The organism is Paenibacillus sp. SC116 (genome assembly GCF_024733555.1).
In the GTDB taxonomy this organism is placed as follows: domain Bacteria; phylum Bacillota; class Bacilli; order Paenibacillales; family Paenibacillaceae; genus Paenibacillus_B.
The window spans coordinates 104,168-121,438 of the sequence record NZ_JANIOF010000002.1; the positions used below are offsets into that span (position 1 = coordinate 104,168).

The 17,271-nt window shown below is 42.8% G+C and carries 14 protein-coding genes; 10 read left to right on the forward strand and 4 right to left on the reverse strand.

Features of this window, described 5'->3' with window-relative positions; translation table 11 throughout:
* The first annotated feature begins 299 nt into the window (after nucleotides 1–299).
* Both NQ117_RS12235 and NQ117_RS12240 read left to right on the forward strand, forming a co-directional pair.
* Complete coding sequence (locus tag NQ117_RS12235; protein WP_258278322.1) at nucleotides 300–2,204, forward strand: endonuclease MutS2; 1,905 nt, start codon at nucleotides 300–302, stop codon at nucleotides 2,202–2,204.
* Nucleotides 2,205–2,402: 198 nt separating this feature from the next.
* Nucleotides 2,403–3,167, forward strand: coding sequence for an SDR family oxidoreductase (locus NQ117_RS12240; RefSeq protein ID WP_258278323.1), 765 nt, complete (start codon nucleotides 2,403–2,405; stop codon nucleotides 3,165–3,167).
* A 112-nt stretch (nucleotides 3,168–3,279) separates the two neighbouring features.
* Here the strand turns inward: NQ117_RS12240 and NQ117_RS12245 are convergent, their stop codons facing one another.
* A complete protein-coding gene (locus NQ117_RS12245; protein ID WP_258278324.1) occupies nucleotides 3,280–4,209 on the reverse strand; it encodes a DNA-3-methyladenine glycosylase family protein in 930 nt (309 codons plus the stop codon).
* 146 nt (nucleotides 4,210–4,355) lie between these two features.
* On the opposite strand from NQ117_RS12245, the gene NQ117_RS12250 reads away from it, so the two are divergent.
* The 8 genes from NQ117_RS12250 to NQ117_RS12285 all read left to right on the forward strand — a co-directional run bounded on the left by NQ117_RS12250 (nucleotide 4,356) and on the right by NQ117_RS12285 (nucleotide 13,568).
* Nucleotides 4,356–4,994, forward strand: coding sequence for a bifunctional transcriptional activator/DNA repair enzyme AdaA (locus NQ117_RS12250; protein ID WP_258278325.1), 639 nt, complete (start codon nucleotides 4,356–4,358; stop codon nucleotides 4,992–4,994).
* Complete coding sequence (locus tag NQ117_RS12255) at nucleotides 4,948–5,475, forward strand: methylated-DNA--[protein]-cysteine S-methyltransferase (protein WP_309137872.1); 528 nt, start codon at nucleotides 4,948–4,950, stop codon at nucleotides 5,473–5,475. Before NQ117_RS12250 ends, NQ117_RS12255 begins: the two co-directional genes overlap by 47 nt.
* Nucleotides 5,476–5,496: 21 nt before the next feature.
* Entirely contained in the window at nucleotides 5,497–5,829 is a 333-nt protein-coding gene (locus NQ117_RS12260) for a thioredoxin family protein (RefSeq protein ID WP_258278326.1), read from the forward strand.
* Between the two features lie 256 nt (nucleotides 5,830–6,085).
* Nucleotides 6,086–7,090, forward strand: coding sequence for a LacI family DNA-binding transcriptional regulator (locus NQ117_RS12265; protein WP_258278327.1), 1,005 nt, complete (start codon nucleotides 6,086–6,088; stop codon nucleotides 7,088–7,090).
* Nucleotides 7,091–7,258: 168 nt separating this feature from the next.
* The gene (locus tag NQ117_RS12270; protein ID WP_258278328.1) at nucleotides 7,259–8,920 is read left to right on the forward strand and encodes a glycoside hydrolase family 13 protein; all 1,662 of its coding nucleotides are present in this window, start codon (nucleotides 7,259–7,261) and stop codon (nucleotides 8,918–8,920) included.
* Between the two features lie 236 nt (nucleotides 8,921–9,156).
* Nucleotides 9,157–9,714: a GNAT family N-acetyltransferase gene (locus NQ117_RS12275; RefSeq protein WP_258278329.1), complete on the forward strand. Its 558-nt coding sequence runs from the start codon at nucleotides 9,157–9,159 to the stop codon at nucleotides 9,712–9,714.
* 85 nt (nucleotides 9,715–9,799) lie between these two features.
* Nucleotides 9,800–10,930, forward strand: coding sequence for a nucleotidyltransferase domain-containing protein (locus NQ117_RS12280; protein WP_258278330.1), 1,131 nt, complete (start codon nucleotides 9,800–9,802; stop codon nucleotides 10,928–10,930).
* A gap of 271 nt (nucleotides 10,931–11,201) precedes the next feature.
* Nucleotides 11,202–13,568 carry a fibronectin type III domain-containing protein gene (locus NQ117_RS12285; RefSeq protein ID WP_258278331.1) on the forward strand — a complete coding sequence of 789 codons (2,367 nt, stop codon included), beginning with the start codon at nucleotides 11,202–11,204 and terminating at the stop codon, nucleotides 13,566–13,568.
* 253 nt (nucleotides 13,569–13,821) lie between these two features.
* Here the strand turns inward: NQ117_RS12285 and NQ117_RS12290 are convergent, their stop codons facing one another.
* The 3 genes from NQ117_RS12290 to NQ117_RS12300 all read right to left on the reverse strand — a co-directional run bounded on the left by NQ117_RS12290 (nucleotide 13,822) and on the right by NQ117_RS12300 (nucleotide 17,229).
* Nucleotides 13,822–14,964: an LCP family protein gene (locus NQ117_RS12290; protein ID WP_258278332.1), complete on the reverse strand. Its 1,143-nt coding sequence runs from the start codon at nucleotides 14,962–14,964 to the stop codon at nucleotides 13,822–13,824.
* 219 nt (nucleotides 14,965–15,183) lie between these two features.
* Complete coding sequence (locus NQ117_RS12295; protein WP_258278333.1) at nucleotides 15,184–16,245, reverse strand: LLM class flavin-dependent oxidoreductase; 1,062 nt, start codon at nucleotides 16,243–16,245, stop codon at nucleotides 15,184–15,186.
* 42 nt (nucleotides 16,246–16,287) lie between these two features.
* Complete coding sequence (locus NQ117_RS12300) at nucleotides 16,288–17,229, reverse strand: ring-cleaving dioxygenase (RefSeq protein WP_258278334.1); 942 nt, start codon at nucleotides 17,227–17,229, stop codon at nucleotides 16,288–16,290.
* Nucleotides 17,230–17,271 lie beyond the last annotated feature (42 nt).

The window sequence follows — 17,271 nt, forward strand, 5'->3', positions numbered from 1 at the left end:
GATGGCGTCAGGGGATTCGTCTATATGTAGCACCCCTAACTTTGTCATGGATTTATTTCGACCTATGAAGATACCTACGACACTTTATAATGCGTGCATGATGTGGGGAGTACCTATCCATGTGGGATAGTTTATTTCTGCCTATTCATGATGCACATGCCTTATAAATACAAGCAGAGCTGCGGGTATCCCCGCAGCTTTTTTGTGTTCTGGCACATTCTTTACCTACGTTCATTGAAATCTAATCGTAGGTATCTTCCTTGTATGATCACAACCAATCATCGTGAGGAGAATCGACATTGAATCAACATACACTTGAAAAATTGCAATATAACGAACTGAAAGAACACGTAAAAACCTTCTGTGTGAGTGGGTTAGGCAAGCAATTGCTAGATGCATTGAAGCCCAATTCTAATATCACGGTCGTTAAAAAGCGTCTTAATGAAACGACAGAAGCACGAGCCCTTTTAGATTCGGGCGCTCACATCCCATTCTTGGGAGTAACCAACATTGAACTTAGTATTGAAAAACTTGAAAAAGGTCTGTTGTTAACACCGAGCGAGTTGGTTAGTATCTCGGATTTCTTGCGAGGATGCCGGAAGATTAAGCAGTTTATGCTGACTAAAGAGTTCTATGCTCCAGTGCTATCCTCTTATGCGAACTCGATGACAGAATTCCCAAGCATCGAAGAAGAGATTAATTACTCGATTAAGGGAAGCAAGGTTGATTCCGCTGCCAGCAAAGAACTGAAGCGCATTCGCAATAGTATAGAAGCAACAGAGGAGAAGATTAAGGACCGTCTGCAAAAGTTCCTTAAGAATAGCGAATATAAGAAGTACATTCAGGAATTTTTTATTAGCCAGAAAAATGATCGATACACGATTCCAATTATCGCGTCTTATAAAAACCATGTCCCAGGTACGATCGTCGAGGTTTCTTCAAAAGGATCTACCGTATTTATAGAACCGCATAGTGTTGCCAAGTTAAGCGGCGAACTATCAGGTTTGAGAGCGGAAGAGGCCGTCGAGGAGTATCAAATTTTAGCAGCATTATCAGGCCTAGTTACGGAAAATCTGCACGAAATTAAAATCAATATGGACCTGATCAGCCAATATGACATGGTATTTGCAAAAGCGAAATACAGCAGGCATATCGACGGCGTGGAGCCTAAGTTGAACGATATTGGATATGTGAAGCTTGTTAATTGCAAGCATCCTCTTCTAACAGGAAAAGTTGTTCCATTGAACTTTGAGATTGGAGAGCAATATCGCAGTTTGATCATTACAGGACCGAATGCCGGTGGGAAAACAATCGTCCTCAAAACAATCGGCCTAACAACATTAGCGACAATGTCAGGTTTCCATATCCAAGCGGATAAGGACACAGAGATTGCTGTATTTGATAACATTTTTATCGATATTGGGGACAATCAAAGTATTGAAAATGCATTAAGCACATTCTCTTCTCATATGAAGAACCTTTCGGAAATTATGAGATTGGCGAATAACAACACGCTGTTAATCTTTGATGAAATCGGCAGCGGGACGGAACCTAATGAAGGAGCGGCGCTCGCGATTTCCATCTTGGAGGAGTTCTACCACATGGGCTGTATTACCGTTGCGACTACTCACTATGGTGAAATAAAACGCTATTCCGAAATGCACACTGACTTTATGAATGCAGCGATGCAGTTCAATCACGAAACGTTGGAGCCGATGTATAAGCTTCTTATAGGCAAGTCAGGGGAGAGCAACGCCTTGTGGATTTCACGCAAGATGGATATTCGCGAGCGGGTGCTGCAAAGAGCGCAGGCATATATGGAGAATAAGGAATACCAAATGGAACGAGTGCATGAAAGCAAAGTAAGGAAGACAAAAATAGTTGCCGTAGAGAAAGAAGGCAAGCAGATCGAATTTGCAAAAGGCGACCGTGTGAAGCTATTGGATTACGATGATGTGGGGCTTATTTATGAGGAGAGAGATCAGTACTCTAATGTGGTCGTTTTCTACAACAATGAGTTCCTAAAAGTAAATGTGAGACGAATAACGTTGGAGATACCAGCGAAGGAGTTATATCCAGAAGGGTATGACCTAGAGACGTTATTCGTCGATTATAAGACGAGAAAAATGCAGCATGATATCGAGCGTGGATCGAGGAAAGCTCTTCGTGCGATCCAGAAGGAAATTAGAAAAAATCGCGAGTAAGCTGCTAGTAATGTGGGCAACTCGTACCATACATGCAGGCTGACGGGATGATCCGTTGGCCTGTTTTTTTCGTTTTATCTCATTGAACTTGTTGATTGCCGAGGCAAAACATGCGGAATGAGAGCGCAACATTTCAAATCGACCCCTGTGATACAACTAAACATGAATTCGGAACTTTTCAATCAAGGAGATGAGGATATGGGGAAGTTGAAAGGGAAAGTCGCTCTTGTAACGGGTGCAAGCCGAGGAATCGGGCGCGCTATTGCGATACGTCTAGCAGAAGAAGGAGCATTTGTGGCCTTACATTATGGACGAAGACGAAATGAAGCAGAGGCCGTTGTCCATCAGATTAAGGAAGCTGGAGGGAGAGCGTGCGCGATTGGAGCAGATCTAAGTTCTCTCGATGGGATTCATGATTTATTTTCAGCGTTGGATGAAGGGCTTCAGGAACATACAGGTGATAATCGCTTTGATATTCTAGTGAATAACGCTGGCATTGGGCAAATTTTAAAGCTAGAGGAAGCGACAGAGCAATCGTTCGATGAGGTGATGAACATCAATGTGAAAGCGCCGCTGTTTGTTACTCAATTAGCTCTGCCCCGTTTAAGGGACGAAGGACGAATCATTAACATCTCTTCCTTTGTTACGCGAGTTGCTTCCCCTGGTGTGTTTACTTACAGCATGTCCAAGGGCGCGATAGATATCTTTACGCTCGCGTTGGCCAAGGAGTTGGGGAGCCGTCATATTACGGTAAACGCGATCCAGCCAGGCATTATTAATACCGAGATGAATGCGGGAACTCTGCAACATTCGGAGGGGCAGAAATATGCTGCTGGCCTTTCTGCCTTCAATCGATGGGGAGAGCCTGATGATGTCGCGGATATTGCTGCTTTTCTTACTTCATCGGACAGCCGTTGGGTAACCGGGCAGCTAATTGATGCAAGCGGAGGCTCCCATCTGTAGATAAGCGGGTGGATGACGAAGAAAGAGTAGTTGGAAGTAGAAAACCGGACTCCCTTGTGAAATAAGAGGTCCGGTTCTTTGCTGCTGGATAACCAATCGGTAAGGAAATCAATTAGTAAAGGAATCTCCATAAATAGAAGGTGGCGTAGGACTCCCAGTTTTTCCACCCCGCAGCTAGCTGTACAATCTCTGCTTTCGTCGGTTTTGTTTCAGCACCGGTCACATATTTGATAGCGTTATGGAGTCCTACATCATCAATCGGAAAGGCGGAAGGGATACGTAAGCAGCGCATGAGCACATAATTAGCGGTCCATGGTCCAATGCCGCGAATTTGGACAAGCGTCTTTTCTATTTTTTTATGATCGCCAATGTCCAATAGATGTTGTTTAGACAGTTTTCCTTCTACCATAAGCTGAGCAACGCCAATTAAATACTCACTTTTCTTCGTACTCATTTGCAGCTTCGTGATGTCTTCTAGTTGCAAAGACGCGATATCGACAGGAGTAGGAAAGAGCCAATATTGCTCGCCGTCATGCTCCACATACCGACCAAATGCTTTGACAAAGCGCTTTTTTAGCGTATAGGCAAAGGCAAGGTTAATTTGCTGACCAATAATGCCCCAGCATAGCGCTTCAAATAAATCAGGAATGCCCATATTCCGAAGCCCGTAAAAGGATTGCACCGCTCTTTCTAGCAATACATCTGTCTTAGCTAGATGATAAAACGGCAGCAAATCTGTGTCTAAGTCGAACCAGTCGCGGACATAATGCACAGCTGCATCCTGTACCGATTCATGTAAGGGTGCCGCGTCATTTCCTAATAACCGCACAGACATGCCGTGCTTGTGCTCTTGATTCTCGCTGACTTCGACAATAAGCGTTTCTTGTTCAATCGATATCGCCTTGTAAACCAGTCCTTCTTTAATCCGGATCAAGCATTCATTTGGGGCATTGGAGAGGTATTTCATATTTTCTGAGTAGCTAAATTCCTTCGGTATAGGCAGTGTAATCACTTGCTTCTTATTTTCCCAACGATTTGTCATACAGAACCTCCAATGGATTCAAGATCACTGCTCCTGTAGTTGTATCATAAAATCATAATCGACAGTTTCGATATCTTGCGGTCCTATTTTGAAATGCGTACAGAAGCTTGTTGTCGGAGATATACTAGAGGTGGAGATGAGCGAACATGATGAATAGAAACGAGCAGGAACCTATTGCAGATGAGAAATGGCTGGCCATCATAAGCAACGATGCATCCTATGACGGTACGTTTTTCTATGCTGTGAAGACGACGGGGATTTTTTGCAGGCCATCTTGTAAATCCAGAATTCCTAACAAGGATAATGTGCGTGTATTTCCAAATGCAGAACAGGCTCTTTCTGAACATTTCCGTCCTTGTAAAAGGTGTAAACCGACAGGACAGCGGCTGCCTGATCAGGAGTGGGTCGATCAGATTGTGGAGTGCATTGAGCTCCATTATAGTGAAACATTAACGTTAGAGAAACTGGCCGATATGTGCCATGGCAGTCCTTATCATTTACAACGCGTATTTAAGCGAGTGAGAGGGATAGCGCCCGTTGAATATATTCAACAGACGCGGGTCGCCAAAGCCATGCACTACTTGAACAATACGGATAAAGCCATTTCTGAAATCGCCATGAAAGTAGGAATTTCTAATACCTCCTATTTTATAACGATGTTCAAAGCAAAAACAGGATATACACCAGCAGACTATCGCCAAATAAATAGAATCAAACAGACGAGGGAGGTGCACGAATGTGAAGGCGCAAACGAAACGGACGGTTTATTGGACATTGTTGAATGAAGCGGGATGGCATATGTATGTGGCAGCTACGTCGAATGGGTTGTGTTATGTAGGTTCACACGCTCAACCGTTTGAGGAGCTATCTACGTGGGTGCAGGCTCGATTTCCAGGCAGTATGTTAGAGCGTGATGATGAAAGCCTGCAATTATATACGACTGAACTAATCGAGTATCTCCGAGGCACTCGCGATCGTTTTACTATGCCTTTTGATCTTCAAGGCACACCATTTCAGCTTGCTGTATGGGAAGCACTATGCGAGGTTCCTTATGGGCAATCTCGGACGTATTCTCATATTGCAGATCATATCAAAAAGCCGAAGGCAGTGCGTGCTGTTGGAGCTGCTATTGGTGCCAATCCTTTGTTAATCACAGTGCCATGCCATCGAGTTATTGGGAAAAATGGTTCCCTTACAGGTTATAGAGGTGGGTTGGAGATGAAGACGCATCTGTTACAATTGGAACAAGAACGATCAGATTGGTGAACTTACATGACGGAGGACCTTATGAGAGAAATGGAATCGTTAACGAGTTTGGAGGAAGTGAATGCCTTTATTCAACGGCATCCATTAGCGTTTCTCTATATTTCTAGTACAGATTGCAGTGTCTGTCATGCCTTGTACCCGCAGATTCAGAGATTAATGATCCATTATCCTGAGATCCGTCTGGGAACGGTGAACGCACAAGAAGTAACAGAGATTGCTGGCAGTTTCTCTGTTTTCACGGTGCCTGTTCTGCTGCTGTTTGTTGAGGGGAAAGAATATGTCCGTGAAGCGCGGATTGTACATTTGGATCTGCTTGATGAAAAAATAAAGAGAGTATACGAAAATGTGATCTAGACTTGATCTATGATAGTATTCACTGTAGTTGGGAATGGTATTTAAAAGTAAACAGTAGGGATTAGAAAGTCGGTGATACACTACAGTGTCTCTCGACTTTTTTTGTGAGAAAGCGAGTCCTTTATAAGGATTGACAGAATAAATATAGAATACTAAAATTAATTACGTAAACGTTTAACTAGTATCGATAATATGTTCATTATATTAGCTTTTGTTGAGAAGTAAACGTTTACCTAATGAAGGGTGGTTTGATGGCATGGCAGCCACAATTAAAGATATAGCAAGGGTTGCTGGTGTCTCAACCGCGACTGTTTCAAGAGTCATTAACAATCTTGGTGGATACAATGAAGAAACCGAGAAGAAAGTAATGGCTGTCGCCAAAGCGCTGGGATATCGTAAGAACGAAAATGCCCGCAGCTTGGTGCAGAAGTCAACGAACACGATAGGTGTAATTATGCCTGATGTCACGACAGCTTTTTACGGCGACATCATTAAAGGGATTGAAGATACGTCCTATGAACATGGATACAGCGTTATTTTAACGCATGCTGGCAGTCATGGTTCCCGCATTCATGAGAGTATGAATCTAATGGGCGAACGCCGAGTAGATGGGCTCATTATCGTGTCTGTTGAATTGCATGGAGCAGCGATAGAATCTTTATCTTCGCTCGGTATTCCATTTATTTTACTTTCTACAAAAACGGATCGAGAAGATACACCCTATATTAAGGTCGATGACTATCGTGCTGCATATACTGCAGTGAAGTACCTAATTGATAACAACCATCGTACCATTGGTATGGCAGGAGCCAATCCAGACGATCCTATTGCAGGGTCCCCAAGGATTCACGGCTATACACAAGCGCTGTTGGACCAGGGCATAAAAGTAGACTTGAATCTAATTAAACCTGGCGGCTTTAACTTCGAATCCGGTAAGACTGCGATGCAGGCATTTATTGAAGATGATGCAGCGATTACGGCTGTTTTTTGCGCCAGTGATGAAGTGGCATTAGGTATTATGTCAGCTTGTTATGAAAATGAGATCAACGTACCAAACGATATTTCTGTAGTTGGCTACGATAATTCGAAGGTTTCCCATATGTCGATTCCTCCTCTGACAACGGTGGCACAGCCGTTATACGAGATGGGAAGAGAAGGCTGCCTAGAAGTAATAGCCGCTATTCAAAATAAATGCAAGATTGAATCCAAAGTGATTCCGCATGAGCTAGTTGTACGAAAGTCTGTTAAAAAGTTATCTTAAAATACGTTGTCTAAAAATGCCTCGTCTGAGCACGCAGGGATGAGGCCGTTTTTTCTAAAAAATCCGCTTTTTGAACATATGAGGAAGGCGGAATCCTTTTTGAGTATTACGTAAACGTTTACGTTACACATATAACTTTGAAATCCAAGCCGAAAGGATAGGAATCTAATGACAGAAACAATCACAAACACAGTTACAAAAGAAAAAGAAGTGAAATGGTGGCAGACAGCAGTTATTTATCAAATTTACCCACGCAGCTTCCAAGATAGTGATGGAGACGGAATTGGCGATCTAAGAGGTATCATTAATCGAATCGATTATTTGAAGCTGCTAGGGATTACGGCAATCTGGTTGTCACCCGTTTATAAGTCCCCGAACGACGACAACGGCTATGACATTAGCGATTACCAAGACATTATGGATGAGTTCGGTACCATGGCGGATATGGACGAAATGCTTGCAAAGGCGAACGCGGCAGGCATTCGCATCATTATGGACCTAGTCGTGAACCATACATCCGATGAGCACAAATGGTTTATTGAAGCAAAGAAGGGCAAAGACAATGAGTACCGTGACTACTACATTTGGCGTGATCCTGTGAACGGGGATGTTCCGAATGGTCTAGGTTCGATCTTTAGCGGTTCTGCTTGGGAGTTGGACGAAGCAAGCGGCCAGTATTTCTTGCATCTATTCAGCAAGCGCCAGCCAGACTTGAACTGGGAGAATCCAAAAGTTCGCAAAGAAGTAAACGATATGATGAACTTCTGGCTCGATAAAGGTGTGGGCGGCTTCCGTATGGACGTTATCGATCTCATTGGAAAGATTCCGGATCAGGAGATTACAGGAAACGGTCCGAAGCTTCATGAGTATTTGCAGGAAATGAACCAACAAACATTCGGCAAGTATGATGTTATGACGGTAGGCGAAACATGGGGCGCGACTCCAGAAATCGCAAAGCTGTATTCCGATCCGGCACGCAATGAGCTGTCGATGGTGTTCCAATTTGAACATATCGGTCTTGATCAGCAGGAAGGCAAGGACAAATGGGATCTTAAGCCTTTGAGTATTGCGGAGTTGAAGGACGTACTTGTGAAGTGGCAAGTTTCGTTGGGTAACGAAGGATGGAACAGCTTGTTCTGGAACAACCATGACCTGCCGCGTATCGTGTCCAGATGGGGTAACGATAAAGAGTACCATGAGCAAAGTGCGAAAATGTTCGCGATTCTTCTGCACATGATGAAAGGTACGCCTTACATTTATCAAGGTGAAGAGATCGGTATGACGAACTGCCCAGTTTCAAGCATTGATGAAGTAGAAGATATTGAAGCGGTAAATATGTATCATGATCGTTTGGCTAAAGGATATCCAGTTGAGGATATTATCACATCCATCAACGCAAAAGGACGTGATAATGCGCGTACGCCTATGCAATGGGATGATAGTGCAAATGGAGGCTTTACGACAGGTACGCCTTGGCTGCATGTGAACAAAAATCACAAGACGATCAATGTGCAGCAGAGTCTTGATAACCCAAATTCTATTTTCTACACGTACCAACGCTTGATTCAGATTCGCCAAGAGAATCCAATCGTTGTATGGGGTGACTTCGAACTGATCGAGAGCACGCATGAAGATGTATTTGCTTACTACCGCTTGTACGAAGGCGAAAAATGGCTCGTAGCTGCAAATATGTCTGAGCAGGAACATGCATTCACGGTTGATAAGGAGGTTTCTGAGATCATTATGAGCAACTATAATCGTAATGAGCTAGATGTGAAACAGCTAACACTGAAGCCGTACGAGGCATTTGCGGTTAAGGTGAAGGCGTAGGCATAGGTGTAGTTTAACAGGAAAAGCAAAACTATCGTTTCATATAGAAGGCTCACACGATCTTGTGTGAGTCTTTTTTATATGTAGAGTCATTCATATTTCATGGTATAATATGGTGAAAAGAAAGGAATGAGAAATATGTAGTCGCAATTAGGAATATAGATTCTCGTGCAAGATCCCCACCAGCAGTTTTTGCAGAGGGATAAGAGCATATAACAAACATTTGGAGGATCTATATGAATCACAATATATGGTCAGGTAACAAAGTTAGATTGCGTTCCGTTCTTCCTACAGATTGGGAGAAGTTCCACAACAATGATTTTGATTCTGAAAGTGCTAGACTGAGCGATGTCATCTATTTTCCAAGGTCTGAAGAAGGTACGAAGTCTTGGGCGGAGCATCAAGCGTCTCAAGGTCCGAACGGGGATAATATGATGCTCGCTATCGAAACGCTGGATGGGGAACTCGTTGGCAGTATTAGCACGCATAGCTGTGATCCGCGCCACGGAACCTTTAAGTATGGGGTAGCCGTATTTCGAGAGCATTGGCGCAAAGGCTATGCTTCGGAAGCAGTCATGATTCTGCTGCGCTATTATTTTGAAGAGCTGCGTTATCAAAAGGTAAATGCGCATGTTTATGCCTTCAATGAAAGTTCTATTGCTTTGCAGGAACGTCTTGGGTTCGTGCAAGAGGGCAGGCTTCGGAATATGATTTATACCAAAGGGCAGCACGTTGACGAGTTTGTATATGGTTTAACGAAGAGTGAGTATGAGAAGTTGAATTTGAATAAATAGGAATTGAATAGAATGGCTACCGTCCCGTATGGTAGCCATTTTTTATTACGGTGAAGACTAACGATTACATCTAGGGGGAACGACATTGTTGAACGTTTTTGAAGTGGCAAAGACTCTCGTAGATCAAGTTGAAAAGGTGTACGCTCAAGACATTGCGATTATTGCCTATTATGGTTCATATGCGCAAGGCACTGCGACAAAGCGCTCTGACTTGGACTTCTTTTTCATTCCTGCTTCCTCGAAAGGTTACGAGGCAAGCGTTCAATTTATTATAGATGGTATAAGCTTTGATTTTTGGCCGATCAGTTGGGAAAGAGCGGAGAGAATGGCCTCCTTCGAGGAATCACAAACGTCTATTATCGCGGATTGCAAGTTGTTGTACGCTCGCTCCGATGAAGATCGTGAGAGATTTATGAAACTGCGCGACATGATTTCTTCCATGCAAAGTTCAGAAAATAAACAAAGGCTGGTAGAGAAAGCGGAGTCGGAGATTCGCAATGTTTACACCCATTTGTACAAACTGAACCGTGCTAGTGATTCCGAAACGATAACCTTCTATCGCACAGAAGCGTATGGCGTGTTAACGAAGATATTACAAAGCTTTGCCCTCTTAAATGGAAAGTATTATACGAAGGGCTTTGGCAAGAACAAAGATCAAATTTTGCAGTTACCGATACAACCAGCTCGTTTGGCAGCATATATGGAAACGATTATGCACAGCAACGTACATGCTGAAATCGTTGAAGCTTGTGATCAACTTACAGCAGATACGCTTGCCTTGATTGTGGCAGAACGAGAAAAGTACTATGGTTCACCATCCTATCCTGATAGATTGAAAGGTTTTTACGAAGAGGTTAAGGGGCTAATGGATAAGATCATTACAGCCTGTGAAATGAACGATTACGATTTAGCCTTTTTCGCTGCTAACCATGTACAGGATTTGGTTGCTGCCTTCCTATTTCACGCCGAAACCGGACAGTGGCCGAGCGACTATGTGATCGATTTGAGCTATCAGGATTTTTATAAGCAGGCGGGATTCCCAGATCTAGTGGATCTTCTACATTCGCATGATTTATCTCCATTACGGGAGGCTGCAGAACGTTTAAGCGTTAGGTTAGAGGATCATCTTCGAGCGAAGGGAGTAAGTATAAACCGTTTTGAAGATATTGAACAGTTTGAGGTATTTCTTAAGCAGCGGAATGGTGGTTTCGTTTAACCTTGATGGAGAAAAAAAGCGTCTACTTCTGCATCTATTATTGCTTGAACTTATCGAGGAGGCTTAAATAAGGCTTTAAAGACACATAAAACTTATGTGTCTTTTTCTTATGCGTAGGAAAGCTTTATCCTACACTGCAAAAATAATGAACTTTCAGTGCAGATATGTAACTTTATATATTGTTTCATAGGTGCAGGTGTGATATAGTATCATACTGTTACAAATATATGAATATATGAATATATTATAAATTAATAATGGAGGAATTGTTATGAAGAAGTCGGTTGTATCATTCTTAACAATGGTTATGGTAATGACATTGTTAAGTGTTGCTCCTGTATCTGCGCAAAGCAAGTATACGGGAGGATTGCTAGATGGAGTTCAATTAAATGTAGGTTCTGCGGTAGGAACTCTAGGTAAAACCTCTACAAAGATGACAGACAATAATGAATCCACAGAAGAGAATAAAGGAAATGGTGTAGTGTGGCATAGTTTCGCAACACCTCAAGAAATTTCTGCAGTAATCATAAATGGAAGTAGTAATCAAACGGTAGAATTCTATGATGCAAGTCAAAATCTACTATCTTCGTACACGAAGATAAACAGTCAGACTGGGGTTCAGTCATTAGAGACACCTGTTAAAGATGTATCGATGGTCGTACTAAGGGGAAGTGGACCATATGTAGTGGAATGGAATGTATTTGGCAAGCCATCAACAGCACCATCTGCGACAAGAATTGATTGGATTCAAGCAGGTGATAAAGTCGTGAGCTTGGATTGGACTCATGTTGGGGCAAAATCGTATGATGTAAAACGTAGTACATCCTCAGGAGGCCCTTACTCAACAATCATAGCATCTGATGTAACAGGCACAACATATACAGATAACACGGTTAGTAATGGTACTACATATTATTATATTGTAGTAGCGAAAAATGAAGCAGGTGGAACAAGTTCTCCAGAAAGGTTTATTAAGCCTACTGCAACGAAGTATACAGGTGGTTTACTTGATGGAATAACGTTAAGTATAGGTTCGAATGTAGGAGAGCCACAACGAAAGAGTAAAAAAATGACCGATAATGATGAGTCTTCTGAAGAGAATAAAGGGAATGGTGCAGTGTGGCACACCTTTGAGACACCTCAAGAGATTTCCGCAGTAATCATAAATGGAAGTAGTAATCAAACGGTAGAATTCTATGATGCAAGTCAAAATCTACTATCTTCGTACACGAAGATAAACAGTCAGACTGGGGTTCAGTCATTAGAGACACCTGTTAAAGATGTATCGATGGTCGTACTAAGGGGAAGTGGACCATATGTAGTGGAATGGAATGTATTTGGCAAGCCATCAACAGCACCATCTGCGACAAGAATTGATTGGATTCAAGCAGGTGATAAGGCTGTAAGTTTGGATTGGACTCATGTTGGTGCAAAATCGTATGATGTGAGACGTGGTACATCTTCTGGAGGCCCTTACTCAACACTCGTTGCCTCGGATGTAAAGGGCTTAACATTTATAGATACCACGGTTAACAATGATACAATGTACTATTATGTTGTAGTAGCAAAAAATGAAGCAGGCAGAACTGAATCTCCAGAAGCGCCAATAAAACCGACTGCGACGAAGTATACAGGTGGATTGCTAGATATGCTTCCGATAAAAGTAGGAACGAAATACGGTGAGGTCAAATCCACAAATAAGAAATTTACAGATAATAATATAGGGTCTGAAGGCAATCTTGGTGGAGGTATGGGTTGGTATAACTTTAACTCTCCAAAAGAAATCTCATCAGTGATCTTTAACGGAAGCGCTGGTATGGTTATGGAATTCTATGACAATAATGATAACTTGTTGTACACACATAAAGTAAGCTTAAATGATAAAGTTGAAACCCTACCGTCTCCAGTAAAAAATGTTCATACCGTCATGATCAGAGGAATGTGGGTTAGAGAGTGGAACGTCTTTGGTAAGAGTGAGTTGCCACCGACAGAAGCACCTATGAACCTGACTGCGACAGCAGGAGACGCACAAGTAACATTGAACTGGGACAGTGTAAAAGGTGCAACGAAGTATAACGTGAAGCGTGCAACAACAGCAGGTGGTGCTTACACGACGGTAGCGTCAGTAGATGGAACAAAGACAAGCTACATTGACAAAGGTTTGACGAATGGTACAACATATTATTATGTCGTTACTGCAGTGGGTCAAGCAGGAGAAAGTACGAACTCTAATGAAGCGATAGCTACTCCTAAGGCTGGTGTTGTAGAACCAGAACCGAAGCCAGAACCAACACCAGATCCGGATCCGAACCAAGGTAAAGATATGGGGGATCGAGCAATCCTAACTTTGACATTGGATAACGGTACGGAGAAAGAGTACGACTTGTCGATGACAGAGGTAAATGCATTTTTGACATGGTATGATGCGCGTGCAGAAGGCAAAGGCAAATTGACATTCGCATTTGACAAGCACGACAATAACCGTGGTCCATTTAAAAAGCGTAAAGAGTATATTAAGTTCGATAGCATTTATAACTTTGAAGTAAACGGTTATGAAACTGGAGCAGGTAATGAGGGTACAGAACAGCCGCAGCCGCAACCAGAACCGACACCGATTCCTGAGGAAGAGTTACACTAGGATAACGTTTTACTAATACCAAACAGATAAAGTCCATAGAGCAGTCAAATGACTGCTCTATGGACTTTTTTCTATAGCGGTCTCATGTTTTAATTTCCAAGTTCCTCTAATATCAAGTGTTTATCAATTAACTACGAGATTCTAAAAAGATGGGAAGCATAAATGAAAACTACGGCTAGAACCATTTGAAACATAGGAATACGCACTTATTTTTTTGTTCAATTGCGCTACTCGATTATGATAAACTAGCCAACTACTCTTCCTTTTTCAACTCTGGATCGATTAATTGCTCCACAGAAGTATTCGGGTCCATCCAGTTCGTGATCAATTGCTTTGTATACTCGATATCTTCTGGAATCAGTTCATAATACCAAGAGTCACGACGGACGCCTGTTCCTTTCATCATATAGTTACTGATTGGCGGTAGGGTGTCTTTCAAAAAGAATTCTTTTGCCAAGGATACAATAAAATCAGAGCTCATATTGGTCGTAAAGTTCGCACCTGCAATATCGATGAACTCCGGTATTTTTGTTATGTTCGTAAGTGTCAGCATCTCATCCATAACCGTGTTGAGGAAAATGCGCTGTCTCATCGTCCGATTCATATCAGAATCTTCACGGTATCGAACGTAATTAAGCGCGTCTTCACCATTGTAGATCGGCTTATTTGGCTCGATTCGGAGCTTCATATGAACGGGATTCTTGTTTTCGATAACCTCCGTTATTGGCAATTTAACGCCACCTAAGGCATCTACAAAATCCTTCAATCCGTTGAATCGAACCGATGCGTAATAGTTAACTTTGTTCTGCAGCAAGTTCTCGACAGTATCAACACTCATCTTGGGACCACCATAAGAATGGGCTGCGTTAATTTTCGTTTTCAGATCGTTCATTCCGATAGTATCCATTCCAATAATGTCGACATAAGAGTCCCTTGGGATAGATATTAGCAAAACTTTATTATCTTTTGGTCGGACAACGGAATAAATGATTGAATCAGAGAGGCCGCGTTCATCGCCACGTGCATCTACCCCCAGCAGCAGCACGGAAAATGGATCGGTATGTACTTCAGGTCCTGTTTTGGCAGGTTCGTTACCTATAGCTTCATATGATTTATCTAGGGTGTCTTTAATATCATCGGCTGCGATTGTATCAAATAGAAAGAGTCCAATTTGCTTTTTAAAAGCAAAGCCTACACCGCCCAGGACAAGGAGAGCGATGAGTATATATATCGATATCCGGTAATAGTTCCGTTTTTTCTTTTTTACCCTTGTCGGCAGGACGGATCGTTTTAGATCGGTTGTGATTTCGGATGTATGTGTCTGCTCTTGGGCTTGATTCTGATTTTGATCTTGATCGATTAGTTGTTCCTTTTCTTGCTTTTCTTCCTGTTCCATTTCTTCCTCCAATTCTACTCGCGATTTGATGGAATTATTTTCATGTCCATACTAATAAAATACAACGAATGATCTAGGAAAATCAAATAGTGGCGATGATTCGATGAGGCAATTGGACTACGTAATAGGAGAGATACAAAAAGGACTCGTCCCTTCTGCACCACTTGAATCGTTAGTGTAGAATCGGGTCGAGTCCTGGGAATCACGTATTACTCATCTTTATTTCTTAGCTGTATGCTTCTTCACTGCAGGTACGATCTCTGTTGCAAGCAGCTCGATATTTTTTGCAATCTTATCAAATGGTACGCCACCAAAATCAATTTCCGCCAAGAAGCGTTGGTTACCATACAGCTCATGTTGGTAAAGCATTTTCTCAATAATTTGCTGCGGGCTGCCGATCATTAATGCATCACGATGGTCTACTGCTTGAGCAAATTGCTGCTTCGGATAACCGCCGCCTTTCAAAGCTAGCATACCCGCATTGATATGAGGGTAGTACTCACGAAGCGCATCCTGAGAATCTTTTGCTGTATACAACAGACCTGTTGTTGCAACTGGCAGTGTTGCTGGGTTGAAGCCGCTTTGCTTCGCTGCATCACGATATGCGTCAACGGAATGCTTAAAGTTGATGGCTGGACCGCCAAGCGTCGTCAGCATCATCGGCACACCTGCAGTTCCAGCCTTGATTGCGCTGGCAGGCGGGCCGCCTACAGCACGCCAAATTGGCAAATGTCCATGAAGAGGCTGTGGCAGGATGGATGCATTATTCAACGGTGCTCGGAATTCCCCTTTCCATGTCACCGTATCTTCATTGTTCAGCTTCATCAGAAGGTCCATTTTTTCCTCAAACAATTCTTCATAATCACGTACGTCGAATCCAAGCAAGCTGTAAGCTCCGACACGGGAACCGCGTCCAGCTACGATTTCAGCACGACCATTCGAGATAAGGTCAAGGGTAGCAAAGTCCTCGTACACACGAACCGGATCGGATGTGCTCAATACAGTTGCCGAGCTGGCGATTTTAATGTTTTTCGTTGCTTGCGCGATAGCACCTAGAATGACGGTATGGGCCTGTGTTGTAAAATGTTCTTGATGGCTCTCTCCGACAGCAAATACGTCAAGTCCTGCTTCATCCGCTAGTTTACTTGCTTCGATTAGCTCGCGAATACGCTGTTGGTTACTAATTTTTTCACCTGTATGTGGGTTAGCCAAATGCTCACCGATGGAATAAAGTCCGATTTCAACGCCTTTTGTTTGATCAATACGATATTGTTGTTTCATGGTGAATTCTCTCCCTTTTATTAAAAAATTAATTATCTATAATCAGTCAATTGGTGTTAGTTTTGCTTCAATTTCAGCACGTCTTTCTTCTAGGAAAGGCGGCAAATCTAACGGTTTACCGAGATCCTCAACCGATGAATCCGCTGTGAATCCAGGTCCATCCGTTGCGATTTCAAATAAAATGCCGTTCGATTCACGGAAATATAAGCTTTTGAAGTAGAAACGATCGACGATTCCTGTGGATTCGAATCCGCGTTTCTTCACAGCCTCGTCCCAATAGCGCAGCTCCTCGTCGTTGTTTACGCGAATCGCTAAATGGTGAACGCTACCTTTGCCGTTCCGCTCATTAGGGCCTTCTAATCGCTTGATGACAATTTCACCGTAGGCTTTGCCAGCTACAGATTGATAAATTGCTTCATTCTCTGAGCGAGAAACCTCAGCGTATCCAAACGTGTCTTTCAACAAATTTGCCAAACGGTCCAAGTAACGCACGGTTATTTCAACGCTACCAAGCCCTAGGACGCGATGCTGTTCCTCAACAGGAGAGTCTCCCCATGCGGACCAGAATTCAGGAATTTCTTCGCCATTATGATTTAGCAATATCAATCTCAAGCCGTCTGGATCTTCGAAGTGAATCGTATCTCGGCCGGCATATGTGGTAATGCCGCTGTTCTCGACATTGAATTGATCCAAACGTGCTTTCCAATAAACCAAGCTTTCATAGGACGAAACAAGCAGCCCAATTTGGGTAATTGCATTTGTGCCGCGAACCGTTCTGCCTACAATCGGCATTTCGAAGAACGAAAGCTCTGTCCCAGCGCTACCCGTTAAGTCGCCATAGAAGAGGTGATACATCGTCGGATTATCTTGGTTGACCGTCTTTTTCACGCGGCGTAAGCCAAGTACATGTTGATAAAAATGATTATTTACAGTTGCCGTTTTCGTTAGCATCGATACATGATGATGTCCAGGAATCGTATACATAATAGTTCCTCCTCATATTAACTTGACTAGTCAAGTGATGGT

Coding starts and splice junctions, on each gene's coding strand:
- NQ117_RS12295 (WP_258278333.1), bottom strand. CDS start 16,245: ATGAAACAACAATATCGTATTGATCAAACAAAAGGCGTTGAAATCGGA.
- NQ117_RS12250 (WP_258278325.1), top strand. CDS start 4,356: ATGATGAATAGAAACGAGCAGGAACCTATTGCAGATGAGAAATGGCTG.
- NQ117_RS12265 (WP_258278327.1), top strand. CDS start 6,086: ATGGCAGCCACAATTAAAGATATAGCAAGGGTTGCTGGTGTCTCAACC.
- NQ117_RS12285 (WP_258278331.1), top strand. CDS start 11,202: ATGAAGAAGTCGGTTGTATCATTCTTAACAATGGTTATGGTAATGACA.
- NQ117_RS12245 (WP_258278324.1), bottom strand. CDS start 4,209: ATGACAAATCGTTGGGAAAATAAGAAGCAAGTGATTACACTGCCTATA.
- NQ117_RS12270 (WP_258278328.1), top strand. CDS start 7,259: ATGACAGAAACAATCACAAACACAGTTACAAAAGAAAAAGAAGTGAAA.
- NQ117_RS12240 (WP_258278323.1), top strand. CDS start 2,403: ATGGGGAAGTTGAAAGGGAAAGTCGCTCTTGTAACGGGTGCAAGCCGA.
- NQ117_RS12260 (WP_258278326.1), top strand. CDS start 5,497: ATGAGAGAAATGGAATCGTTAACGAGTTTGGAGGAAGTGAATGCCTTT.
- NQ117_RS12275 (WP_258278329.1), top strand. CDS start 9,157: ATGAATCACAATATATGGTCAGGTAACAAAGTTAGATTGCGTTCCGTT.
- NQ117_RS12290 (WP_258278332.1), bottom strand. CDS start 14,964: ATGGAACAGGAAGAAAAGCAAGAAAAGGAACAACTAATCGATCAAGAT.
- NQ117_RS12300 (WP_258278334.1), bottom strand. CDS start 17,229: ATGTATACGATTCCTGGACATCATCATGTATCGATGCTAACGAAAACG.